Annotated in this window: 20 protein-coding genes; 8 read left to right on the top strand and 12 right to left on the bottom strand. The window is 41.9% G+C overall.

Annotated features, from left to right (window positions below):
- Nucleotides 1–8 precede the first annotated feature (8 nt).
- From BQ7997_RS22095 to BQ7997_RS22060, 8 genes are all read left to right on the top strand, one after another.
- Complete coding sequence (locus BQ7997_RS22095) at nt 9–1,742, top strand: RagB/SusD family nutrient uptake outer membrane protein (protein ID WP_073348071.1); 1,734 nt, start codon at nt 9–11, stop codon at nt 1,740–1,742.
- 204 nt (nt 1,743–1,946) lie between these two features.
- Nucleotides 1,947–3,233: a DUF4995 domain-containing protein gene (locus BQ7997_RS22090; protein ID WP_073348070.1), complete on the top strand. Its 1,287-nt coding sequence runs from the start codon at nt 1,947–1,949 to the stop codon at nt 3,231–3,233.
- A gap of 28 nt (nt 3,234–3,261) precedes the next feature.
- Nucleotides 3,262–5,262 (top strand): heparin-sulfate lyase HepC, encoded by a 2,001-nt coding sequence (gene hepC, locus BQ7997_RS22085; protein ID WP_073348069.1) that lies wholly within the window; start codon nt 3,262–3,264, stop codon nt 5,260–5,262.
- A 163-nt stretch (nt 5,263–5,425) separates the two neighbouring features.
- Nucleotides 5,426–7,036 carry a sulfatase family protein gene (locus tag BQ7997_RS22080; protein WP_044656082.1) on the top strand — a complete coding sequence of 537 codons (1,611 nt, stop codon included), beginning with the start codon at nt 5,426–5,428 and terminating at the stop codon, nt 7,034–7,036.
- A gap of 16 nt (nt 7,037–7,052) precedes the next feature.
- On the top strand, nt 7,053–8,681 hold the full coding sequence (locus tag BQ7997_RS22075) for a PHP domain-containing protein (RefSeq protein WP_073348068.1): 1,629 nt from the start codon (nt 7,053–7,055) through the stop codon (nt 8,679–8,681).
- A gap of 44 nt (nt 8,682–8,725) precedes the next feature.
- The gene (locus BQ7997_RS22070) at nt 8,726–9,697 is read left to right on the top strand and encodes an ROK family protein (protein WP_073348067.1); all 972 of its coding nucleotides are present in this window, start codon (nt 8,726–8,728) and stop codon (nt 9,695–9,697) included.
- Nucleotides 9,694–10,962, top strand: coding sequence for a sugar MFS transporter (locus tag BQ7997_RS22065; RefSeq protein ID WP_073348066.1), 1,269 nt, complete (start codon nt 9,694–9,696; stop codon nt 10,960–10,962). Before BQ7997_RS22070 ends, BQ7997_RS22065 begins: the two co-directional genes overlap by 4 nt.
- Before the next feature lie 2 nt (nt 10,963–10,964).
- Nucleotides 10,965–13,583: a DUF4962 domain-containing protein gene (locus BQ7997_RS22060; protein WP_073348506.1), complete on the top strand. Its 2,619-nt coding sequence runs from the start codon at nt 10,965–10,967 to the stop codon at nt 13,581–13,583.
- A gap of 92 nt (nt 13,584–13,675) precedes the next feature.
- Here BQ7997_RS22060 and BQ7997_RS22055 read toward each other — a convergent pair whose 3' ends face one another.
- The 12 genes from BQ7997_RS22055 to BQ7997_RS22000 form a co-directional block, all read right to left on the bottom strand.
- Nucleotides 13,676–14,149 (bottom strand): lipocalin-like domain-containing protein, encoded by a 474-nt coding sequence (locus BQ7997_RS22055; protein ID WP_073348065.1) that lies wholly within the window; start codon nt 14,147–14,149, stop codon nt 13,676–13,678.
- Nucleotides 14,150–14,217: 68 nt separating this feature from the next.
- Entirely contained in the window at nt 14,218–14,490 is a 273-nt protein-coding gene (locus BQ7997_RS22050) for a CXXX repeat peptide modification system protein (protein WP_073348064.1), read from the bottom strand.
- On the bottom strand, nt 14,487–15,428 hold the full coding sequence (locus tag BQ7997_RS22045) for a CXXX repeat peptide maturase (RefSeq protein ID WP_073348063.1): 942 nt from the start codon (nt 15,426–15,428) through the stop codon (nt 14,487–14,489). Before BQ7997_RS22045 ends, BQ7997_RS22050 begins: the two co-directional genes overlap by 4 nt.
- 4 nt (nt 15,429–15,432) lie before the next feature.
- Nucleotides 15,433–16,644, bottom strand: coding sequence for a radical SAM peptide maturase, CXXX-repeat target family (locus BQ7997_RS22040; RefSeq protein ID WP_022139634.1), 1,212 nt, complete (start codon nt 16,642–16,644; stop codon nt 15,433–15,435).
- 11 nt (nt 16,645–16,655) lie between these two features.
- Nucleotides 16,656–16,988, bottom strand: a complete 333-nt coding sequence (locus BQ7997_RS25430) for a hypothetical protein (RefSeq protein ID WP_022139635.1) — start codon at nt 16,986–16,988, stop codon at nt 16,656–16,658.
- Nucleotides 16,989–17,007: 19 nt separating this feature from the next.
- Nucleotides 17,008–17,421, bottom strand: coding sequence for a hypothetical protein (locus tag BQ7997_RS22030; RefSeq protein ID WP_139260960.1), 414 nt, complete (start codon nt 17,419–17,421; stop codon nt 17,008–17,010).
- A 174-nt stretch (nt 17,422–17,595) separates the two neighbouring features.
- On the bottom strand, nt 17,596–18,813 hold the full coding sequence (locus BQ7997_RS22025) for a hypothetical protein (RefSeq protein ID WP_073348062.1): 1,218 nt from the start codon (nt 18,811–18,813) through the stop codon (nt 17,596–17,598).
- A gap of 11 nt (nt 18,814–18,824) precedes the next feature.
- Entirely contained in the window at nt 18,825–20,543 is a 1,719-nt protein-coding gene (locus tag BQ7997_RS22020) for a WG repeat-containing protein (RefSeq protein ID WP_262481157.1), read from the bottom strand.
- 6 nt (nt 20,544–20,549) lie between these two features.
- On the bottom strand, nt 20,550–20,885 hold the full coding sequence (locus tag BQ7997_RS22015; protein ID WP_073348060.1) for a WG repeat-containing protein: 336 nt from the start codon (nt 20,883–20,885) through the stop codon (nt 20,550–20,552).
- Nucleotides 20,886–20,907: 22 nt separating this feature from the next.
- A complete protein-coding gene (locus tag BQ7997_RS22010) occupies nt 20,908–21,831 on the bottom strand; it encodes a hypothetical protein (protein WP_073348059.1) in 924 nt (307 codons plus the stop codon).
- A gap of 8 nt (nt 21,832–21,839) precedes the next feature.
- Nucleotides 21,840–22,790, bottom strand: coding sequence for a DUF6175 family protein (locus BQ7997_RS22005; RefSeq protein WP_073348058.1), 951 nt, complete (start codon nt 22,788–22,790; stop codon nt 21,840–21,842).
- 24 nt (nt 22,791–22,814) lie between these two features.
- Nucleotides 22,815–23,315 carry a hypothetical protein gene (locus BQ7997_RS22000; RefSeq protein WP_022136847.1) on the bottom strand — a complete coding sequence of 167 codons (501 nt, stop codon included), beginning with the start codon at nt 23,313–23,315 and terminating at the stop codon, nt 22,815–22,817.
- Nucleotides 23,316–23,902: the final 587 nt, after the last annotated feature.

Raw genomic sequence — 23,902 nt, 5'->3', positions numbered from 1 at the left:
CAAATAAAATGAAGAAATTTATCTATTATATCATCACATTAGCTTGTATATGCTCTGTAAGTTCTTGCTCACTAGACGAGGAAGTATATACAGAAGCTGACAAAAAGACATACATGAAAAATGCTTCAGAAGCACAATATGTATTGTTAGGAGTTTATCGGGATATGGTTCAAGCCAACTTATATGGTTACAATCTCTCTTGCCTACTCCCCATCCCTAGTGACTTGGCAAAATGCGAAGGAAGCACAACTAATGGTTTCCGACAAGTACCGGCAAATGCATATACCCCTGCACAAGCCGACATACAAAACACATGGCAGTCTCTTTATGGAGCGGTCTATGATGCCAACAATTTTATTGAAATGTTACAATTACGTATCAATGAATTCCCTGAAAAAGACCGTTCATTAGCTACCATCTATATGGCAGAAGCACGTGGATTAAGAGCTTTATATTATTTCGAATTGGTACGTTGGTTTGGAAATATCGCATTAATCACCAATACCCAACAATCCTATCAGCATCCTTCTACATACACACAGGCAAAACCGGAAGATGTATATAAATTTATTGAAGAAGATTTGCTATACGCTGTAGACAATTTACCTTATGCAAAAGATGACGCATCACGTTCTGATAATCGTTTCCGTTTATCTAAAGGTGCTGCAATGGGATTATTAGCTAAAGTCTATGCAACTTGGGCAGGACAGCCTGTTAATGACGAAAGTAAATGGGAAAAAGCAGCACAGATTGCCGGGGAATTAATAAACTCCGGCAAACATCAACTACTCAGCGACTACGAACAACTTTGGAAGAATACCTGCAACGGAGTGTGGGATGCAAATGAAAGTCTAATAGAAGTTAGTTTCTATGCACCTGCAATCACAGGTTCTTCACTTTTGGATCCTTGTGGACGCATTGGAAAATGGAATGGAGTAGCCTTAAGCGGAAAGAGAAGTAATAAAGGTAACTGGAAAGTTTCCTGCACTTTCCTTCGTGATTGGTACAAACGCCAGGAGGATAAGAGATGGGCACTCTCATTCGCAGATTATATATATGCAGAAGATAAAGAAACAGGTAAAGACGGTATTAAAACTCCTGTAAATTTAAACTTTACTTTTGAACAAGCTATCACCAGCGATGAGGAACTAAGTAATAGTGGCATGAAAGATAGTGATATTAAAAAGTTACGAGAAGCTCGTTATAAAGATTTCGATAACAAATGTTGTCCCGCCAAATGGGATACAGAAAAATATGTAGAAGCCAACAATGCATTATTAAGCACTGACTATTCTAACATTAATTGGTACATTCTCCGTTATGCTGATGTATTACTACTCTATGCAGAAGCGTTAAATGAATGGAAACAAGGTCCAACAACTGAAGCGTATACAGCCTTAAATATGGTACGTAGACGTGGATTTGGGAAAGACGTCCAAACACCAAATACCAATGTGGACCGAAGTGGACTGGATTACAAAACGTTCCAACAAGCAGTGCGCGATGAAAGAGCTTATGAATTAGCATATGAAGGACATCGACGTCAAGACTTAGTCCGTTGGGGGATTTACTATGAAACTATCCAGAATACTTATTACGATATGCTGGACTGGTGTGGACAGACTCCTCACTACATCTGCTTTGAATTCACTCAAAAGGGTAAACATGAACTACTTCCTATTCCACAACGTGATTTAGACTTGATGACTAGTTTTAAGCAAAATCCAGGCTGGGGAAAATAAGTAATTTCTCTTTAAAATAAAAGGTTTAATCCTCTCCAATATGCCCCTAACCAAGGCGTATTGGAGAATTTTAAAACCTTTTTCAACAAAATCGAAACTGAAAGAGCAGGGTTCAAACACCTTTTGGACAATCCTGCAACGCAAAGTCAAGCCTTTCCGCTACTTTTGTATCAGTTACAAAACTTCTAAAAACAATCACTTAAAATGAATAACATGAAAAAGAAACTTGTTCTCTTTGCTTCGGTTAGTATCGCACTCGCATCGTGCCAGACAGCTCCAAAGGAAGACTACAGTTGGATTAAAAAAGGACTGGATGTAGCTTCTGCACAATTACAACTTTCAGCAGAAGAAGTTGACGGTACAGGTCAGCTCCCACGTTCCATCCGTACTGGTTATGACATGAATTTCCTTTGCCGCCAGTTGGAAAGAGATTCACTGACATTTAAAGATTCACTTCGCGCACAACCGACCGCAGAACAATTGGGCAAACGCCGTCTTTGTGGCGTTCATGACTGGACAAGCGGTTTCTTCCCCGGTTCTTTGTGGTACGCATACGAGCTGACAGGAAACGACACACTGAAAGCGGAAGCTATTCAATATACTAATCTTCTGAATCCGGTACGCTATTATAAAGGTACGCACGATTTAGGATTTATGATTAACTGTAGTTATGGTAACGCAGAGCGTCTTGCACCCAATGACACTATCGCAGCAGTGATGAGAGAAACAGCCGACAATCTGTGCGGACGTTTCAACGATTCTATCGGAGCTATCCGTTCATGGGACTTCGGCACATGGAACTTCCCGGTTATCATTGACAATATGATGAATCTTGACCTTCTGTTCAACGTAGCCAAAGCAACGGGTGACAGCAGATATAAAGATGTTGCCATCAAACATGCCATGACTACCATGCATAATCACTTCCGCACGGATTATACTTGCTGGCATGTAGTGAGCTACAACAACGACGGTACAGTTGAACGCAAACAGACTCACCAAGGTAAGAACGATGATTCTTCATGGGCACGCGGACAGGCATGGGCTGTATATGGCTACACAGCTTGTTACCGTGAAACAAACGACAGCACTTTCCTGAACTTCGCTATCAAAGTAGCTGATATGATTATGGATCGCGTAAAAACAGACGATGCTATCCCCTACTGGGATTACGATGCTCCTGTGACTGAAGAAACTCCGCGTGATGCATCTGCCGCTTCTGTTACCGCTTCTGCCTTGATTGAACTAAGCACAATGGTTCCTGATGGTAAGAAATACCTGGATTATGCTGAAAAAATTCTGAAGAGTTTGTCAAGTGATGCATACCTTGCAAAAGTCGGCGACAACCAGGGATTCATCCTGATGCACTCTGTAGGTTCACTGCCTAACGGTTCTGAAATTGACACTCCGCTGAATTATGCTGACTACTACTATTTGGAAGCATTGAAGAGATTCATGGACTTGAAAGGCATCAACTACAAAAATATCTAAGACATAAAATCATAATACCGAATCTATCATGAATAAAATTTTAAAGTATATCCTTTTGCTGGCAATTGCTTGTTTTGCAGGTAAAGTTAGCGCCCAGGAGTTGAAAAGCGAAGTATTTTCACTTCTCAACCTCGATTACCCGGGACTGGAAAAAGTAAAAGCCTTGCATCAGGAAGGTAAAGACGAAGATGCCGCAAAAGCATTGCTCGATTACTACCGTGCACGCACCAACGTGAAAACTCCGGATATTAACCTGAAAAAAGTTACTATCGGCAAAGAAGAACAGCAGTGGGCAGACGACGCACTGAAGCATACCTTCTTCGTTCACAAAGGTTATCAGCCTTCTTACAATTACGGAGAAGACATCAACTGGCAATACTGGCCGGTAAAAGACAACGAACTTCGCTGGCAATTACACCGCCACAAATGGTTCACTCCGATGGGTAAGGCTTACCGTGTATCCGGTGACGAGAAATACGCCAAAGAATGGGCACACCAATACATCGACTGGATTAAAAAGAATCCGTTGGTGAAGATGGACAAGAAAGAATATGAGCTGGTAAGCAACGGAAAAATCAAAGGTGAAGTAGAAAATGTACGTTTCGCATGGCGTCCACTGGAAGTGAGCAACCGTCTGCAAGACCAGACTTCACAGTTCCAGTTGTTCCTGCCTTCTCCTTCTTTCACTCCGGACTTCCTGACTGAATTCCTAGTGAACTACCACAAACATGCCGTACATATCTTAGGTAACTACTCCGACAAGGGTAATCACCTGTTGTTTGAAGCTCAGCGTATGATTTATGCAGGCGCTTTCTTCCCGGAATTCAAAGATGCTCCGGCTTGGAGAAAGAGTGGTATCGATATCCTGAACCGTGAAATTCACGTACAGGTATATGAAGACGGCGGTCAGTTTGAGCTCGACCCTCACTATCACCTTGCTGCTATCAACATTTTCTGCAAAGCATTAGGAATTGCAGATGTAAACGGATTCCGCAAGGAATTCCCGCAAGATTATCTGAATACAATCGAAAGCATGATTATGTTCTATGCAAACATTTCTTTCCCGGATTACACAAACCCATGTTTCAGCGACGCCAAGTTGACAACTAAGAAAGAAATGGTGAAGAACTACAAAGCGTGGAGTAAACTGTTCCCGAAAAATCAGGCTATCAAATACTTTGCAACAGAAGGTAAAGAGGGCGCATTGCCGGATTATATGTCTAAGGGATTCCTGAAATCAGGTTTCTTCGTATTCCGTAATTCCTGGGGAATGGATGCTACTCAAATGGTAGTAAAAGCAGGTCCGAAAGCATTCTGGCACTGTCAGCCGGACAACGGTACATTCGAACTTTGGTTCAATGGCAAGAACTTGTTCCCGGATTCCGGTTCATATGTATATGCAGGCGAAGGCGAAGTGATGGAACAACGCAACTGGCATCGTCAGACTTGTGTACACAACACTGTAACCCTGAACAACAAGAATCTGGATACAACAGAATCAGTTACCAAACTGTGGCAACCGGAAGGTACCATCCAGACTTTGGTTACCGAAAACCCGAGTTACAAGAACTTGAAGCATCGCCGTTCTGTATTCTTCGTTGATAACACTTACTTTGTAATTGTGGACGAAATGGCAGGCAGCGCCAAAGGTTCTATCAATCTTCATTACCAAATGCCGAAAGGCGAAATCGCCAACAGCCGCGAAGACATGACATTCCTTACTCAGTTTGAGGATGGAAGCAACATGAAACTGCAATGTTTCGGTCCTGACGGTATGAGCATGAAGAAAGAACCGGGATGGTGTTCAACTGCTTACCGCAAACGTTACAAACGTATGAACGTATCATTCAACGTAAGAAAAGACGGAGAAGAAGCTGTACGTTATATCACTGTCATCTATCCTGTTAAGAAAAGCGCAGATGCCCCTAAATTTGCTGCTAAATTCAAGAACAAAGCGTTCGATGAAAACGGATTGGAAGTAGAAGTGAAAGTAAATGGAAAGAAACAGTCACTAAAATATAAACTCTGATAAAAAGACATTGATCAATGTCCATCAGAGCGTAGCGAAGAATCTCCTCTCTACGTTATAAAGAGAGGAGATTTTTCGTCACTACGCATCCCCCTGAATGACAGTCATATCCGGCTATTATTCGTTTATTAGTATCACATTCTCCTCAAAAAGACTCTTTATTATGAGAAACTATCCCTCTACCCTACTCCTTCCATTGGCTGCATTAAGCCTTGCTTCCTGCGGCAATCAGAAGAAAGAAGAAACTAAACGACCGAACATCATCTTTATGATGACGGACGACCATACCACCCAAGCCATGTCCTGCTATGGCGGAAACTTGATTCAGACGCCCAACATGGACCGGATTGCCAACGAAGGTATCCGTTTTGATAACTGCTATGCTGTCAACGCCCTTTCCGGCCCTTCACGTGCTTGTATCCTTACCGGTAAATTCAGTCATGAAAATGGTTTCACCGATAACGCAAGTACATTCAACGGTGACCAGCAGACATTCCCCAAGCTTCTCCAACAAGCCGGATACCAGACTGCCATGATTGGTAAATGGCATCTTATCAGTGAACCGCAAGGGTTCGATCATTGGAGCATCCTTAGCGGTCAGCATGAACAGGGCGATTACTACGACCCTGACTTTTGGGAAGACGGCAAGCATATCGTAGAAAAAGGATATGCGACGGATATTATCACTGATAAAGCCATTGAATTTCTCGAAAGCCGGGATAAGAACAAACCGTTCTGTATGATGTATCACCAGAAAGCTCCGCATCGTAACTGGATGCCTGCTCCCCGCTACCTGGGTATCTTCAACAATACTACTTTCCCCGAACCTGCCAACCTGTTCGACGATTACGAAGGACGCGGAAGGGCAGCGCGCGAACAGGATATGTCCATCGAACACACGCTGACCGATGATTGGGATCTCAAGCTACTGACCCGCGAAGAGATGTTGAAAGATACGACAAACCGTCTTTACAGCGTATATAAGCGTATGCCTGCCGAAGTACAGGACAAATGGGATTCCGTATATGCACAACGTATCGCAGAATATCGCAAAGGCGACCTGAAAGGCAAAGCATTAATCAGTTGGAAATATCAACAGTATATGCGCGACTATCTGGCTACTACATTAGCAGTAGATGAAAATATCGGCCGACTGATGAATTATCTTGAAAAAATCGGTGAACTGGACAACACAATCATTGTCTACACTTCCGACCAGGGTTTCTTCCTCGGCGAACACGGCTGGTTTGACAAACGCTTCATGTATGAAGAATGTCAGCGTATGCCGCTTATCATCCGCTATCCGAAGGCTATCAAGGCAGGAAGCACAAGCAACGCCATCAGCATGAACGTAGACTTTGCCCCTACTTTCCTCGACTTTGCCGGAGTGGAAATCCCGTCTGATATCCAAGGCGCATCCTTGAAACCGATATTGGCAAACGAAGGCAAAACTCCCGCCGACTGGCGAAAGGCTGCTTATTACCATTACTACGAATATCCGGCTGAACATTCCGTAAAACGTCATTACGGTATCCGTACCCAGGATTTCAAACTCATCCATTTCTACAACGATATAGATGAATGGGAAATGTACGACATGAAAGCCGACCCGAGAGAAATGAACAACGTCTTCGGCAAACCGGAATATGCAGAAAAACAAAAAGAATTGATGCAACTCCTTCAGGATACCCAAAAACAATATAACGACACCGACCCCGATGAAAAAGAGAAAGTCCTTTTCAAAGGAGACCGTCGACAAATGAAAAACAGATAAACTAATTACTAAAACCATGGATAGAAGAAAGTTTTTAAAAAACACAGGCTGGTCTTTCCTCGGATTGGCAGCTTCAGGCAGTTTACTAGGTTCTTGTGCACCGGGAAGCAAGGATGCCAAGAAAATCATGCCATCGGCAAGCAACCTCAAAATGTATTGGGGCGACTTACATAACCACTGTAACATCACATACGGACACGGCGATATGCGCGACGCTTTTGAAGCGGCGAAAGGACAATTGGATTTTGTCAGTGTAACCCCTCATGCCATGTGGCCGGATATTCCCGGAGCAGATGACCCTCGTCTGAAATGGGTAATCGACTACCACACGGGGGCTTTCAAACGTCTGCGTGAAGGTGGCTACGAGAAATATGTACGAATGACTAATGAGTATAACAAGGAAGGTGAATTCCTGACTTTCGTAGGATACGAAGCTCACAGCATGGAGCATGGCGACCATGTCGCACTGAACTACGACCTGGATGCGCCGCTTGTAGAATGTACTTCTATCGAAGACTGGAAAGAAAAAGCCAAAGGACACAAAGTATTCGTTACTCCGCACCACATGGGTTATCAGGGCGGTTATCGCGGTTACAACTGGAATTGTTTTACTGAAGGTGACATTACTCCCTTCGTAGAAATGTATTCCCGCCACGGTCTGGCAGAAAGCGACCAGGGCGATTATCCTTATCTGCATGATATGGGCCCCCGTCAATGGGAAGGAACTATCCAGTATGGTCTTGAATCAGGCAACAAGTTTGGTATCATGGCTTCCACCGACCAACACTCCGGTTATCCGGGAAGTTATGGCGACGGACGTATCGGCGTACTGGCTCCGTCACTGACTCGCGACGCTATTTGGGAAGCTCTCCGTACCCGCCACGTATGTGCCGCAACGGGTGATAAGATTCTTATAGATTTCCGTCTGAATGACGCTCTTATGGGAGATGTAGTTCGTGGTAACAGCCGTCGTATCTATCTGAACGTAACAGGTGAAAGCTGCATCGACTATGTAGATATTGTAAAGAACGGTCAGATTCTGGCTCGCATGAACGGCCCGTTGACCCCGGTTGCTCCGGAAGGCGATACGGTACGTTGCAAAGTTAAAGTTGATTTTGGTTGGAATCGTGAAGAGAAATACGTACATTGGCAAGGCAAATTGTCATTAGACAAAGGACAGCTCCATAGCGTGACTCCTTGTTTCCGCGGCGCAGCCTTCACTTCTCCGCAGGAAGGTGAAACTGAGTTCCACACACATGTCAACCGTATATTGTCTGTTGGCGACAAGGAAACCGAACTGGATATGTACAGCAGCAAGAATCCGAATACGACAACTGCGGCTATGCAAGCTGTAATTCTTGACGTGGAGATGCCGAAAGACGGTAAGATTATCGCAGAGTTCAACGGCAAGAAGTTTGAACATACATTGGGCGAACTGCTTGAAGGTTCACGTTCACACTTTATGATCGGCTGGTTGAGCGAAGCAATCCTCTTCAACCGTGCAATGCCGGAAAGCTGCTTCACAGTAGAGCACTACATGGAAGACAAGGAGCCTCAACGCGATACTGATTATTACTATGTACGCGCCCGCCAACGTGACGGACAATGGGCTTGGAGTTCACCAATCTGGGCAGAAAGAGTGTGATTTTCAAGTATTAAGAAATAAGTATCAAGCATTACTTTGCAGATATGGAAAAAGAATACGCTATAGGGATAGACCTTGGCGGAACTTCTGTGAAATACGCCCTTATTGATAATGAAGGCGTATTTCATTTTCAAGGGAAGTTACCGTCGAAAGCCGATGTATCAGCCGAAGCTGTCATCGGGCAGTTGGTTGCCGCCATCAATGAAGTGAAAGCTTTTGCATCAAAGCAAGAGTTCAAGATTGACGGTATAGGAATCGGGACACCGGGTATCGTGGATTGTACGAACCGCATCGTTTTGGGTGGAGCGGAAAACATCAAAGGATGGGAGAATCTGCATTTGGCAGACCGTATTGAAACAGAGACCGGAATCCCTGCTTTATTGGGAAATGATGCCAATCTGATGGGATTGGGCGAAACCATGTACGGAGCCGGTCAGGGCGCCACTCATGTTGTTTTCTTAACCGTAGGAACGGGGATTGGCGGTGCAGTGGTTATCGACGGTAAACTGTTCAATGGTTATGCCAATCGGGGAACAGAATTGGGACATGTGCCTTTAATTGCCAATGGTGAACCTTGTGCCTGTGGTTCTGTCGGCTGTCTGGAACATTATGCTTCGACTTCGGCTTTGGTGCGCCGTTTCAGCCAGCGAATAGCGGAAGCGGGTATCTCTTATCCGAATGACGAAATCAACGGAGAACTGATTGTCCGCCTTTACAAAGAGGGCGACAGCATTGCCACCGAATCACTGGAAGAACATTGTGATTTTCTGGGACATGGAATTGCCGGATTTATCAATATCTTCAGCCCGCAAAAGGTTGTAATCGGCGGCGGACTTTCTGAAGCCGGAGATTTCTATATCCGGAAAGTCAGTGAGAAGGCTCACCGCTATGCCATCTCCGACTGTGCCGTGAATACGGAAATCATGGCTGCCGCATTAGGCAATAAAGCCGGAAGTATCGGAGCCGCCTCACTTGTATTTACTCAATTATCCGCTCCCAATCTAATTAAATTATGAAAAGAAATTTAGGAATGCTGGCGCTGATTATGGCGTTCTGGTTCACCATCTCATTTATTACTAATATCCTGGGACCACTCATTCCGGACATTATTCACAATTTCAATCTGAGCGATTTGGCGATGGCGGGATTTATCCCGACTTCTTTTTTCCTGGCTTACGCCATCATGTCCATCCCTGCCGGACTGCTGATCGACCGTTTCGGTGAAAAGCCCGTACTATTCGGCGGATTCCTGATGCCGTTTATCGGAACTATCCTCTTTGCCTGCATGCACACATATCCGATATTACTGGCTTCTTCTTTTATCATCGGACTGGGAATGGCTATGTTGCAAACCGTATTGAATCCGCTTCAACGCACCGTAGGCGGAGAGGAAAACTACGCATTCGTCGCCGAACTGGCACAATTCATGTTTGGAATCGCTTCCTTCCTGAGCCCATTGGTATATACATACCTGATTCGGGAACTCGATCCTGTGACTTATACGGCCGGAAAAGGTTTCTTAATTGATTTGCTGGCCGATGTCACTCCGAGAGAAATGCCCTGGGTATCTCTTTACTGGGTGTTTGCCTTGATTCTGCTAGTCATGTTGATTGCTGTCAGCGCATCCCGCTTCCCGAAAATCGAATTGAAAGAAGACGAAAAAAGCGGTTCAAAAGATTCATATCTGGCATTATTCAAGCAGAAATACGTATGGCTGTTCTTTCTGGGAATCTTCTGCTATGTGAGCACGGAACAGGGAACTTCTATCTTTATGAGTACGTTTCTCGAACAATATCACGGGGTAAATCCTCAAACTGACGGCGCACAGGCAGTAAGCTATTTTTGGGGCTTGATGACTGCCGGATGCCTGGTAGGTATGGTGTTACTGAAACTGATTGACAGCAAGCGATTGTTACAACTCTCCGGAGTATTGACTATTGTATTGTTGCTCTCTGCGCTGTTCGGAAGCAAGGAAGTATCATTAATTGCTTTTCCTGCTATCGGGTTCAGCATTTCGATGATGTTTTCTATCGTATTCTCACTGGCATTGAATTCAGCATCGCAACATCACGGTTCCTTTGCCGGTATCCTGTGTTCGGCAATCGTAGGCGGAGCAGGTGGCCCGATGATTGTCAGTACGATAGCGGATGCTACTTCCCTTCGTACAGGTATGCTGTTCATCCTCGTTTTTGCAGGATACATTACCTTTATCGGTTTTTGGGCTCGCCCGTTGATCAACAATAAGACAGTGAAACTGAAAGAGCTGTTTAAAAAAGTATGATTATGAAACAACGAACCTATATTCTCCTATTGTTCTCTCTCTTGCTGTCTGCAAACGGATATGCACAAAAGGGCATCATGCATCCAAGTCAACAGGCACTGATGCACGAAATCCGCGAAACGCCTTCCCCACTGGATGGACAGCATATTGCAGTCAATCCCCCACGCTTTATGTGGCCGGACAAATTTCCTCACCTTGGTGCCGTACTTGACGGTGTAGAAGAAGAGGACTTCAAACCGGAAGTGACTTACCGCATCCGTATTGCACGCGATCCGGAATTTAAGTCTGAGGTGATTACTGCCGAAAGGAAGTGGGCTTTCTTCAATCCTTTCAAATTGTTCGAGAAAGGGAAATGGTATTGGCAACATGCCTATGTAGATAAAGACGGCAAAGAAGAGTGGTCGCCTGTTTATCATTTCTATGTAGATGGTCAGACACGTACTTTCAACCCGCCTTCACTACAAGAAGTACTGGCTAAATTACCAAAAAGCCACCCCCGTATTCTGCTCGATGCCAACGACTGGGATAACATTATCGAACGGAATAAGAATAATCCGGAAGCACAGGCGTATATCACGAAGGCAAACAAATGCCTGAATCATCCGCTGAAACATTTGGAAGAAGAGATTGATACGACACAGGTTGTCAAACTGACAAATATTGTGCAGTATCGTTCTGCCCTGATTCGTGAAAGCCGGAAGATTGTAGACCGTGAAGAAGCGAATATCGAAGCAATGGTACGTGCTTATTTGCTGACTAAAGATGAGGTGTATTATAAAGAAGGTGTCAAACGCCTTTCCGAAATCCTTTCATGGAAAAACAGTAAATACTTTGCAGGGGACTTCAACCGTTCCACTATCCTGTCTATGAGTACTTCGGCTTATGACGCATGGTATAACCTGCTGACACCGGAAGAAAAAAAGCTACTTTTAGGAACTATCCGCGACAACGGCAAGAAGTTCTATCACGAATACGTCAACCATCTTGAAAATCGTATTGCGGACAATCATGTCTGGCAAATGACTTTCCGTATTCTGAATATGGCGGCCTTTGCTACGTACGGAGAACTCCCGATGTCTTCTACCTGGGTAGATTATTGCTACAATGAATGGGTATCCCGTCTGCCGGGACTTAACACCGACGGTGGATGGCACAACGGTGATTCTTATTTCCATGTCAATCTCCGTACATTAATTGAAGTTCCCGCTTTCTACTCACGTATCAGCGGATTCGACTTTTTTGCCGACCCTTGGTATAATAATAACGCACTTTATGTTATTTACCAGCAACCGCCTTTCTCGAAATCTGCTGGACAAGGTAACTCACATGAAACGAAGATGAAACCGAATGGTACACGAGTAGGTTACGCAGACGCATTGGCGCGTGAATGTAACAACCCTTGGGCAGCCGCTTATGCACGCACGATATTGGAAAAAGAACCGAATATTATGAAGAAAACATTCTTAGGAAAATCCGGTGACCTTACCTGGTATCGCTGTACTACCAAAAAGTCTTTGCCTGAAGAGGAACACTCATTGGCAGAACTTCCCATGGCAAAAGTATTCAACGAAACGGGAATTGCAACAATGCATACTTCTCTGGGAGATATAGCCAAGAACGCAATGCTTTCATTCCGCTCCAGTCCTTACGGCTCTACTTCTCATGCGCTTGCCAATCAGAATGCTTTCAACACATTCTATGGTGGAAAAGCAATCTTCTACAGCAGCGGACACCGTACCGGATTCACGGACGATCATTGTATGTATTCCTATCGTAACACACGTGCGCACAATAGTATCCTGGTCAACGGAATGACACAGAAAATCGGGACAGAAGGATACGGATGGATTCCACGCTGGTATGAAGGGGAAAAGATTTCATATATGGTCGGAGATGCTTCCAACGCTTATGGCCAAGTGACTTCTCCCCTATGGCTGAAACGCGGTGAACTGTCCGGCACTCAGTACACGCCTGAAAAAGGTTGGGACGAGAACAAAGTAGACATGTTCCGCCGCCACATCATTCAATTGGGGACTACCGGAGTGTACGTAATCTATGATGAACTGGAAGGAAAAGAAGCTGTGACATGGAGCTATCTTCTGCATACGGTAGAACTTCCTATGGAAATGCAGGAACTACCTGATGAGGTAAAAGTTACCGGAAAGAATAAGACCGGCGGTATATCCGTTGCTCATCTGTTCAGTTCAGCCAAGACAGAACAAGCTATTGTAGATACTTTCTTCTGTGCTCCTACCAACTGGAAGAATGTGACGAATGCTCAGGGAAAAGCCCTGAAATATCCTAATCATTGGCATTTCTCCTCTACAACTGTTCCTTGCAAAACCGCCCGCTTCTTAACGATTATGGATACACATGGAAATAATCGTCCCGATATGAAAGTAATCCGTAAAGGTAATACCGTGCAGGCAGGCGATTGGACTATCACTTGCAATCTGACAGATAAAGGAAAAGCCGCTATCAGTGTCACCAATAAGGCTGAAAAGGTTTCCTTAAATTATGACGCAGGTAAAAAGGAAGGTGCGACGATTGTAACTGACCAGGTGGAAGGTAAACAAGTCAGCAAAATTCTGACGGACTATTTACCTGATTTTGAGATATAAGATAATAATATTCAAATAAAAACAGGAGAGCTTATTATCACTCTCCTGTTTTTCCTATAAAAATGTAGAAACTACCTTTTACTAGTCTAAAATTATCTTACAAAAGCGTGTTGCTCATAATATTCATATACGCTTCCATCTTCTTTTTCTTTTTCACGAAGTTCATAGACTAACTCCGTTTCAGTCATCTTGGTCACTGTCCAAACTTCCGTATATCCTTCGTCGTCAGTATCAATCATGGTAAGCTTATTACCTGAATATGTCCATGTACCATGATAATAATTAATACCACCTGAAAGATTATAGACATCTTTCTCTACGTAAGTTCCATCTTCTTTGAACTCAATAGAATAGCGATTGGTACCGTTCACATAATCCTCTTTATGGTTATTCACCATTTCACCATCCTCCCATTCTTGGTCAAGATAGTACACACCATTCCAAGTTCCCAGTAATAAATCACGTGACCCCACCGAATCTTCGTCATCATCGCCACAAGAATATACACTAAATGATAATAACACTACTGCCATGCATGCAGCCATTTTCCATAAAATTTGTTTCATAATTCATTCATTTTATTAATTGTTTATACTAAAAGATCACTCAATTACAACATTCATTCAAGAAGAACTCATTCATAAACTAAATTAATATCGTTAGTCACAAAATCAATTTCCCAATGAGCACCTTCCCCACTCTCCCATTGATAATACTCCGCCATACGATTCCACCAATCCTGAAACTTGGCTCCAGTCTCGCCTAAGTCCTTCACTAATTTCTCATATAAAGCATCGTTATCAGCAGATACTATTTTAGCCAATTCATTCAAGCCATTCTGACGTTCAAAGAGCTGTTGAATTTCACACTTCTCTTCCTCCGTCACTTTTCCAACTACTTTTCTCATTTCTTTATTATATCAAGAGGATCCAAATACGTTATTTCTTTTATTTCCACATTATTCATGCAGGTACTCCCTGACTGACGAATAACAGCTAATAATGCACGTGCCGCATTTCGTTCCAGATGTGAAACAACACACTGTTCATGCGAAGGAGTATTTACTTCCAACGTAGTTTTTCTGTTTAGATAAATACAACGTTTACACTGATAAGCATCACAGATACGGCACAAAGGAGCATAATCCAAACGATAAAGTTGCGCATTTTTGATGTCAAGACCTTTTTTCAAATCTCCTATAGCAGTTTCTTCACCTTCCAGATAAAAAGCCGGACAAACATAAAACTTCCCATCGGGTACCAATGTTATGCTTTCCCATCCGGCATTGCAATTGTTCATTCTATCCAACATAATGCGGTCAGTCAGCAAATTAAGCTGCGAATTTTTTCCCTGAGCATAACATGCCGAAATCATCTTCGAAATAGCCTGTAATACTTGCTTGTAAATAGTAAAGTCTACATCTGTAAAGTCGTCTATATCAGTAAAGACGACATTTAAACGATATATCTTTTGTAGAATACAATCTAAAGACAAATACATATCAAAGAAATCCTTTTTTGATGTTCGAAGCACGTAAGTTTGACCTGGAGCAAGCTGAAAACTCAAAAATGTGTTCCAGTCATTGAAAACTATCACATCTGCTTCTTCCCGACAACCGACGGGAACAATCTTGCTATGGTCAATAGTTTCAATAGTTTCCTTATACTCATCAGGAAGTTCGTAATCGGGATACACAAACTGAATCGACAAATTTTCTTTCATAGCAAAAAATATACCTGCTTTCAAATCATCCAAAGCTATCAGCCTACGTGCCTTACCGCTATTTTCATAATAACAGAAAGACGTACTCGTATCGTCTAATTGTATAATCAGATATTGAATCATAACGTTAACAGATTACATTGTTTGACATCTTTTGCCTTTTCCCAAACTCATCACACTCACCCTCCAATTCCAACTTACGGAAAAGCTTGTTCCAGTAATAGTTGTTGGCATGAACGCGTGCCTTGTGCATTTTGCAGATAGCAGTGCTTCGCTGATAAATAGTTGGAGTGTCGGCAGCATCGTAGTTCTCACCTTGACACCATGCACAGCCACTAGCTACCTCACAATCAATACATTCTTTCGTACTCTGCGTACAACGGTCAAGAGTTAAGAATGGACGAAGCTTGTTTTTGTCAATGCCGTCATGAATATTTCCGATAATCCATGCTTTCTTACTACGCAGAGAGTATTGAGCAAAACGAGTACAAGGATAGAAATTACCTGCTGCATCCACAGCAAGCATCATACCGGCTCCACACCAATTCTGATTATCCAGTACACAATCCATAGGTTTGCCTATATGTTCTGTAAAAAACGAACAAGTGTAATCCTGATAATATCCTCTATCTATAATCACATCGGCCAACTGTATAAGTTGTTCCTCAAAAAGAGACTCATCTCCTTGTTTCCAGACAGGCTCAAAAACACAGTTTATATTGACTTCATGTATACCTAGGCTGTATAAATGAAGAACGCTTTCTTTAATATAAGGAATGTCCGCACTACTAATTGTCACTTTCGTTCCCGCACTTGGAAATTGTTCTAGCCATAATGGTATATTACGCGCCACATCTTTATAAGAACCTCTATTTGTAATTTTATACACACGATTCAAATCATGTTTCATCTCCGTACCGTCTATAGTGATACCGATACTTAAATGTTCTTTATTTTTCTTGATGAAATTCTGTACTTTCTCTTCATGGTAATTAATGCCATTGGTAGAGAATGAGAAGCGATAGGAGTTGAACCAATGATGATTTCGACGGAACATTTCCATCTTAATATAGTCACAAATCCTATCAATTAGATCTATCTCCAAAAAGGGTTCTCCTCCGATAAAATCCCAGACAACGGATTCTTCCCGGAATTCATCTTCCCGTTCCAAAATATAGTCAACAGCCTGCTTTGCTATCTCCCAAGGCATACGTTCTTTCGTATTCTTACCTACAAGATAGCAATATTTACAAGCAAGCTGGCAGTCTTTTGTGACAATGAATGTGATGTTCTTGTCCATGCCGGACTGCCAACCTGCATCTTGTTCTTTTATCTTCATTTAGTCAGTTATCATTTACTTGTATGCATACATACGTTCGAACAACCCACAAAACATTTTCCCTTGCAGCTATGATTACAGCCAGTTGTATTTGCCGCATTTGACTTACAAGTAGAAGCACAACTTCTCGTACATTGTCCGCTACAGGTATCTTTACACTTCCCACTGCAATCAGAGCAGCCACCGCCACCATTAACCTCATCCAAAGGTGGTTCATCAATTTCACATGAAGTGAGAATACTTGGTAATGCAGTCAATGCTATTGCCGGAAGTACAAGTCCTGCTGCTTTTTTAAAGAACTGTCTTCTGGAAATTAGTTCGTCGTTATTATTTTTCTTTTTCATAAATGTAATCCTTTAAATATTAGAAATAAAAACCTGTCTTTACATAAAAATGAGAAGAGCCTTTATCGTTCCCGAACTTCTGTAAGCCACAACTAAGAGTGAACTTTTTGTACTTTATACCTGGTCCGAATTCGCAATAGAAAGAAGTTTTACCACCTGACGGCTTCAGTGAGTGCCCTGCACCTAATGCCAAATCCACGAATGGCGAAAAGTCAGAGGTCACAGGATAAAAGCCTCGCAAATCGACATACCCTGTCATGGCAAAACGTAAACCTTGACCTTTGTAATAATGCGTTAACATATGAGCATCTACACCAATTGATGTCTGAAGATAATCCCCCCACATGATTCCATGAAGCATTCCCAACATGGCACGGGCAGAATACGTCTTCGCATCGTTCACAGTCGAACTCGTTCCATAACCAATATGCATCCCTCCTGCATATTTGGGTGTCCAATCGATTGCATGGCCCAGTGAAGGAAACACAGCCAGCATAAAGCAAAACAATCCGACTTTCTTTAAGAACCGACTATGCAAGCCGTTTCTCTTTTTCTGATTCTTTTTCATAAATAATTAATTTAAGTGAATATTAAAGTGACTTCAATCCTATTTTATCTCTCGAACAAGCATCCCCGGATAAAAATCGCCGCCACTAACCTTGACAAAAGTTGTAGCTTTCAAATCTGCTCCATAAGCCCCCTCTTCTGCTGCCATATAACGGTTATCCCATATTTTATCGGCAACAGGTTTAATAATGCCCATCCGTTTGTATTCAATCTTACCTTCTACTTCTCTGGCTTCAAGAACTTCAAATCTGGAATTTTTGTCGATGCCTTCTTTTTGTCCTATCTGCACTGTTATAGCCGGATCCACATTCAAGATTGGAGCTTTTATTTTAAACTGTTCATATTTCTTTTGTAAGTCAGCCACATTTTCATCAATAGCCCGTTGGCAGGCTTTACGAATCATCTGCAAGGGTTCTTCTTCTTTTATTCCCAAGAAAGACGTTTTAGCACCACTGGATTCCACTTCACCAACATATTTCATCTGAAACGCCCCCCGATTCTTCTCGAAGGCAAACTTCTTTTGCTCATCCGCTTTCTCCGAGTAGTAAAGAGTATAAAACTGATTTGCAATTTCTTCATTCCATATCAGTTGATAAAGACGAGTATGTATTTTCACAGAGAAGCCCTTTAGTGTCGCTATAATATCACCATAATTTTGTCCCAATTTTACATAATCGCTATTGCCGGTAGCCATTCCGGCAACACCGCCAAGTACAGTCAAAGCCAGTCCCCATGTTTTGGCACGGGCGTTTTTATCTATATAGCGAACCTCATTTACCAATAAGTAAGTATTTCCTATTAAATCCTCTCCAGCATCTTGCAACATGGCTATCCCTCTCTTTGAGCGTTTTGCCAGTTCCTTATCAAATTCTGACGCATTATAAAGACCGCGTTCTTTTACCAGTTCCATGTCACACTCCCCCGTTAGAATGTTCCTATTAAACCATTTCCCTACAAGTCGGCTGGCTATATGGTTACGATTGATAAAGTCCGTAATATCCTCTGTATATTTTCCTTTACAGTCTACAACAACAGCATTTATACTCAGCCCATGATCATTATATTTATCAGGAACGGGAATCGCCAGGAACTGTTCTTTTATCTCGTCACAGAAATCCTGTTCGCTATGGCTTACAAGTATGCTATAGATAGAACTACGACGATATTTCATATCTTGCTGAACGGTTTCCTGTGCCCCAGACTCAGAAAACACGAATGTTACCAATAGTACCGTTATCAAAAGTCTTACATTTCTCATTTCTTTATTCTTTAATAGTCCCACATATCATTTTCAATAGTCCCTGTCAATTCACATTTATTGCGCTCCTGATTGTTTCTAATCATAAATTTGTAAGTATCTATTTCTGTCCATGCTCCCATCTTTTGATTGAGCATCTGCGAATAAGCCTTTATTGCCAAGTTTCCATTTGGCATTATACAAGGAACCAAGACCTTACCATCAGAAGAAATACAACCGACCTTATTGTTCTTGTCCCAGACTACCGCAACTCCCTCAAAATCTCTATTAAAGTTTCTAAAGCCCGTATATCCTGCACTAAAGGCCAATTGGTTTGTTTCGGTTGACAGGCAATACCATAAACCTTTGTTTTCTTTCTGCACCCACATTAGTTTTGGTTTCCATTCTTCTTTAGCGGCTGTATTATTCCACTTACATTCCACAGCCATCTTATTATCCGGTTCTATTTCGCCCCAACCGGATTTTGTTCGCACGCTAGCCCAACCATATTTAAATGATTGCGCAGATTCATACATAGCCGGAATTACAAATTCCCCTTTTTTATCAAGGAATCCATACAACCCGCCTTTATCCTTTTGTGCACACATAAGTCCTTCGCTTACAGGACTGATTAGATTATAAGAAGGAGATATAATTTCATGTCCGAGGCTATCTATAATACCACATTTATCACCATTCTTGACTACATATACGCTCTCCCTCATAGGAAGGATCAAACTATAATTTTTAGAAATCTTACGACCTTCTTTATCTATCAGATATTGTTCTTTATGAGTAGCGATGACAGCATTTCCCTTTTCAAAAGGAGTGACTACCTCAACGTCTATCCAATCCTTAAAAAGTAATTTACCCGATTCTATAGTATAATAATTAGACTGAACTTTTTTCTTCTTCTCACGAGCTACAGTAATAAATCCATTATTAGGGCTATAAGCCAAATCATACTTATCCGGTGGCAGCAACATTGTACCATTCCCATCAAATATGCCTATTTTATGAAAAAACTTCTCATTCGATTTCCTATAATCATATTTATGCATTTCTCCATTCAAGCTAGAGAAACCAAACTTATTAGACACTACAATGTAAGTGTTTTTAGTCATGGATAACTTGCCAAACTTTTTCGGAGACAGGAAACTATATGTCAATAATTCAAAGCTACCGCATTCTTCCGCTAATTTCCGATCTGCCTCAGACATTTTTTCCAGATATGACTCATTCAATTCTTTCGTATGGCTTTCCACATATTTTTTCGTTTCCGAAAAATCAAACTCGGAAGATACATCAAAACTAAACTTAAACAGATTTGGAGTGTACCGCATTAACGCATAACCGTCTTTTTTTATTTTTCTAAGTTGTTTGATGTATTCCGGATCATTATAAATCGAAGCCATCAATGGATTCGCATCCGGTGTCAATTCATCAAAAGTTCCAATAGCTTTGTATTTTACAGGAACAATAAGATCACCATTACGTTTGTACACACCAAACTTTCCGCCTTTCACAATATCCTTATTCTTTTTCTTATCAAATTTGCCACCTTCGTTTACCCAACAATATCCACGCTCGTTGAAAGTGCCGACCGCAGTATATTTACAAGGAATAAAAACATGGAAACTATCATCTATATAACCATATTTTCCACCTTTCATTACATAGGCAAGCCCATCCTTAAACAGACCAATCTCGTCATACTCAGCTTTCATTATTATATCTCCCCGCCGATTGATATATCCTCATTTTGCACCGGTGAGAATGCCGTCTTTTACACTTCCACCTTCCGCAATCTTGCAATAATCGCCATTCCACTCGTACATCTCCGAGTACTTAATCTTTATAACCTCTTTGCCTCTTGCATCAATATATCCCCACTTCTCCCCTTTTTTAACTTTCGCCTTACCATCAATAAAAGGATAAGCTTCCTTGAATTTGTAATCAATTACTTTCTTGCCATCGAGGTCTACATATCCCCATTTCCCTTTCCCATTTTGTTCGGGAATAAGAGTTTGCGCATTCAATATTGATGTCCCCATCACTAGATAGAAAACAATCATCCAACAAATACGATTCATATTACCATTTTTTAGTTGCACATTATTTTATCACATTAATTTCCGTCTGCTGCCCTTTTCCGTAAGCCATTCCGATTTCCTTGGCAGCATTTATCTGTTCTTTTACTAAATCAACGTTGTCGTCATAAACTTTCATCTCATGTTGCACCTCTACCTGTACCCGACCTTTTATCTCAGTATAGAGTGATTCTGCCTTAGAATAAGCAGAGGATTTAGGATCTATCAAAGACAACCAATAGCAAGCTTCCCCGGCAGCAGCCCCTGTTTGATCGGCTGTCCATATCCTACGGGCTTTCTTCAAATAGTTCTCACCTATTCTATCCCGCGCTTTTGGATAAATAGCTATTATCTCACGAGTCACTTCATCATATCGGTTACAACATTCCGGCACAGAAGCCAACAAGTTAAAAGCCTCTTCATACTTTTCCAGACCACCCAACCGATGTGCCTGTGACACAATCTGCGCCGTATGCTGATTGTAATAGGCCAAAACTTTACCTTTTGCTCCTTTGATGAAATCCAGCAATTTCTTGTTTTGCGGATTTATCAACCGTATGGCATTCTGCATGGCTTTTGTCTCTGTAGCACCTGCCCCTCTTACATTGACAACCAGAGTTGCCATCGTTTTCATACCTGCCCTATCCACCAGTTTGAGAATAATGTCACATTGGTAAATCGCACTTGCCGGAATAGTAGGCACGACCTCTTTCTGTATTCCTACAACATCTGCTGTAAGAAAAAACTGAGTATAAAAGAAATCGGATGAAATACCTTGAGAAACTACCAACTGTTCCATTTTAGAACGTAAATACTCTTGCTGCATTTCATTCACCCCATCAATACTCTCCGCCATTAACACAGCGATAGGAGTGTCACACTCCTCTTGCGCCGATATTCCACTGGAAAACATCAGCAACACCATAAATACACCTATAATCTTTTTCATGATATTTTCTATTTATCCCCTATAATCAATTGACATCTTCCCAATCCTTGTGGAATTACCTTGCAGACAAGGTTGTACGGTGGCTTGCGCAACATCTTTCTCAATTCTTTCACAAAATCTTCCGTATCTATCGCTTTGCCATTTTCATTTATCATTGGAATTCGAACCTGATTGAACATGGCAAAATTCTCCGAGCCTTCCGCTTTCGAAAACCTACCTTTCACACAATGCTTTTCCAGCCATTCTTCAATCACATCAATCAGCTCATTTTCACCGTACTCAGTTTCCAGATCAATACCCGCTTCTGTATCAAACACATTTATATCAATAGAGACTTCTCTGCCATTTTCAAACAAATTGTCGAAGTGAGCCTGCAACTGTGAAGTAAAATTATCCATATTAACTAAAATGGCTTCTTCAACCAATACAGGTATCTCGGCCGAAAAAGAAGGTTGCCCTGTTCCTTGTGCACCTGCCACCTGCATATTGGTGCAAGCATCTATCCCACGCAAATTATAGGTTACCGATTTCTTCGGCCCCAACACATTCACGCTCCAGTCAACTTCCAGAATGATGTCACATTTAGCGGTTCGTTTCAAAACATCAAGCGCTGTTTCCGTCAACACGGCACCCGAATTCTTACTCAAAGTCATAGCATTTCTGGCATTCATCATTTCCATATTTTTTATAGAAGTGGAAAGGTCTTTCAAAGGAAACCCTTTGTCAGCCATCAAAATACCTATCTTAGAAATGACATTCATCAAATCCTTATCCTGCGCCAGTGCTTTCTTATAGTCCGGAAATGTTTCGCTTCCCAATTCTGTAGTTCTTTCAAACACATATCCTTTTTCATTACACCAAGGTAAACTGGGAACGACCATAAGTTCCGGTTTCTTTGCTTGTCCCAATAAGTTCAGTGAAAAGAAGAGTAGGACACATACATAATACATCCGTTTCATATGCTGAGATTTTATAGTTACATATTAAAAGCCTGAAGACAATCCTCTGATAATGTTATCGGTTTCCAATTGTTTTCGCAACTGATCTTTTGCCACAGAAATCACAGCACCTATTTTATATTGCCGTTTTGTTACTTTGACACGTTCAAACGTGCCTTCTACAATAGTGGCAAAATTCAAATAGGCATTTTTCTTTTCGAAAAACTCATCAAAATATTCCTTGTTTTCTTCCTCTACAGATAAGCTTTTGGCAAATGGTTTCTGACCGCCGCATTTCGTGCTACCAGTCACCCCCTTAAATATAATTCCATGAACAGCATATTTCCGGAGTGTCTCCGGTTTCAGATTAAGTTTATTTGCATACACCCAAACCTTTACAAGGTAAGTACCTTCTACTCCATTTCCTTCACAAATGATGTCATATCTCCTATCAATGTTCTGCTTCACATCCTGTCCGTACATTGATATAGACTTGATAGAAAAAAGGAATAGAGCAATAACTATTAAGCAATTACGTCGTTTCATTCCCGCTTTTTATTTTGTCTGCTTATAGCCTCCCCGGATTGGGCAATAATAAATAAAAAAGGCATGGGAGTCTGTACTGTTGCTTATCTCAGTCTCAGGCTCTCGCATTGCCCGTCTGTAAGGATAAGCAACGCAGCTAGCCCACGCCTAGATGAGATATATAGAACACTATGCATAGCATAATGTTTAATCACACCTATAGTGGACGTTCTCCGTTGCCATATCCGCTTACAGACTAAGAATTTGCGAGATTCGAGACTGAAAGATATGTTTGGTAAACGCCTTTCTTAATAAAAATCCCCGCCACCCCCTCTAGGGCTAGCTGGATGCTGCAAATATAGAAAGTTAAATTTAGACTGACAAACTTTATTTTAATTATCTTACTTCTTTTTCTGTTGTCTATCATGTCAAAGAACGGTCCTAACCGCAACCGCACATGAAGTATATAGTTCAATACTACATAATGCCGGCTCTATACGGTGATTTTGAAGTTTCGTTAATGGACGACTAGAGTTGGCTATTTGGTCAAATACAGTTGGCTACTTAGACGACACCAGTTGGCTGAACGGTCAACTGCATTCGGCCAA

It is taken from the genome of Bacteroides congonensis (genome assembly GCF_900130125.1).
GTDB classification, from domain to species: Bacteria; Bacteroidota; Bacteroidia; order Bacteroidales; family Bacteroidaceae; genus Bacteroides; species Bacteroides congonensis.
The sequence above is the reverse complement of the archived record's forward strand: the minus strand, read 5'-3'. Positions and strand labels throughout refer to the sequence as shown.

Bases quoted from the DNA above. Each gene is read 5' to 3' on its own strand.
- BQ7997_RS22040 (WP_022139634.1), bottom strand. From the start codon at position 16,644: ATGAAGATAAAAGAACAAGATGCAGGTTGGCAGTCCGGCATGGACAAG.
- BQ7997_RS22045 (WP_073348063.1), bottom strand. From the start codon at position 15,428: ATGATTCAATATCTGATTATACAATTAGACGATACGAGTACGTCTTTC.
- BQ7997_RS22065 (WP_073348066.1), top strand. From the start codon at position 9,694: ATGAAAAGAAATTTAGGAATGCTGGCGCTGATTATGGCGTTCTGGTTC.
- BQ7997_RS22095 (WP_073348071.1), top strand. From the start codon at position 9: ATGAAGAAATTTATCTATTATATCATCACATTAGCTTGTATATGCTCT.
- BQ7997_RS22055 (WP_073348065.1), bottom strand. From the start codon at position 14,149: ATGAAACAAATTTTATGGAAAATGGCTGCATGCATGGCAGTAGTGTTA.
- BQ7997_RS22060 (WP_073348506.1), top strand. From the start codon at position 10,965: ATGAAACAACGAACCTATATTCTCCTATTGTTCTCTCTCTTGCTGTCT.
- BQ7997_RS22010 (WP_073348059.1), bottom strand. From the start codon at position 21,831: ATGAAAAAGATTATAGGTGTATTTATGGTGTTGCTGATGTTTTCCAGT.
- BQ7997_RS22070 (WP_073348067.1), top strand. From the start codon at position 8,726: ATGGAAAAAGAATACGCTATAGGGATAGACCTTGGCGGAACTTCTGTG.
- BQ7997_RS22090 (WP_073348070.1), top strand. From the start codon at position 1,947: ATGAATAACATGAAAAAGAAACTTGTTCTCTTTGCTTCGGTTAGTATC.
- BQ7997_RS22030 (WP_139260960.1), bottom strand. From the start codon at position 17,421: ATGCATATTGGTTATGGAACGAGTTCGACTGTGAACGATGCGAAGACG.
- BQ7997_RS22050 (WP_073348064.1), bottom strand. From the start codon at position 14,490: ATGAGAAAAGTAGTTGGAAAAGTGACGGAGGAAGAGAAGTGTGAAATT.
- BQ7997_RS22025 (WP_073348062.1), bottom strand. From the start codon at position 18,813: ATGAGAAATGTAAGACTTTTGATAACGGTACTATTGGTAACATTCGTG.
- BQ7997_RS22000 (WP_022136847.1), bottom strand. From the start codon at position 23,315: ATGAAACGACGTAATTGCTTAATAGTTATTGCTCTATTCCTTTTTTCT.
- BQ7997_RS22015 (WP_073348060.1), bottom strand. From the start codon at position 20,885: ATGAATCGTATTTGTTGGATGATTGTTTTCTATCTAGTGATGGGGACA.
- BQ7997_RS25430 (WP_022139635.1), bottom strand. From the start codon at position 16,988: ATGAAAAAGAAAAATAATAACGACGAACTAATTTCCAGAAGACAGTTC.
- hepC (WP_073348069.1), top strand. From the start codon at position 3,262: ATGAATAAAATTTTAAAGTATATCCTTTTGCTGGCAATTGCTTGTTTT.
- BQ7997_RS22005 (WP_073348058.1), bottom strand. From the start codon at position 22,790: ATGAAACGGATGTATTATGTATGTGTCCTACTCTTCTTTTCACTGAAC.
- BQ7997_RS22075 (WP_073348068.1), top strand. From the start codon at position 7,053: ATGGATAGAAGAAAGTTTTTAAAAAACACAGGCTGGTCTTTCCTCGGA.
- BQ7997_RS22080 (WP_044656082.1), top strand. From the start codon at position 5,426: ATGAGAAACTATCCCTCTACCCTACTCCTTCCATTGGCTGCATTAAGC.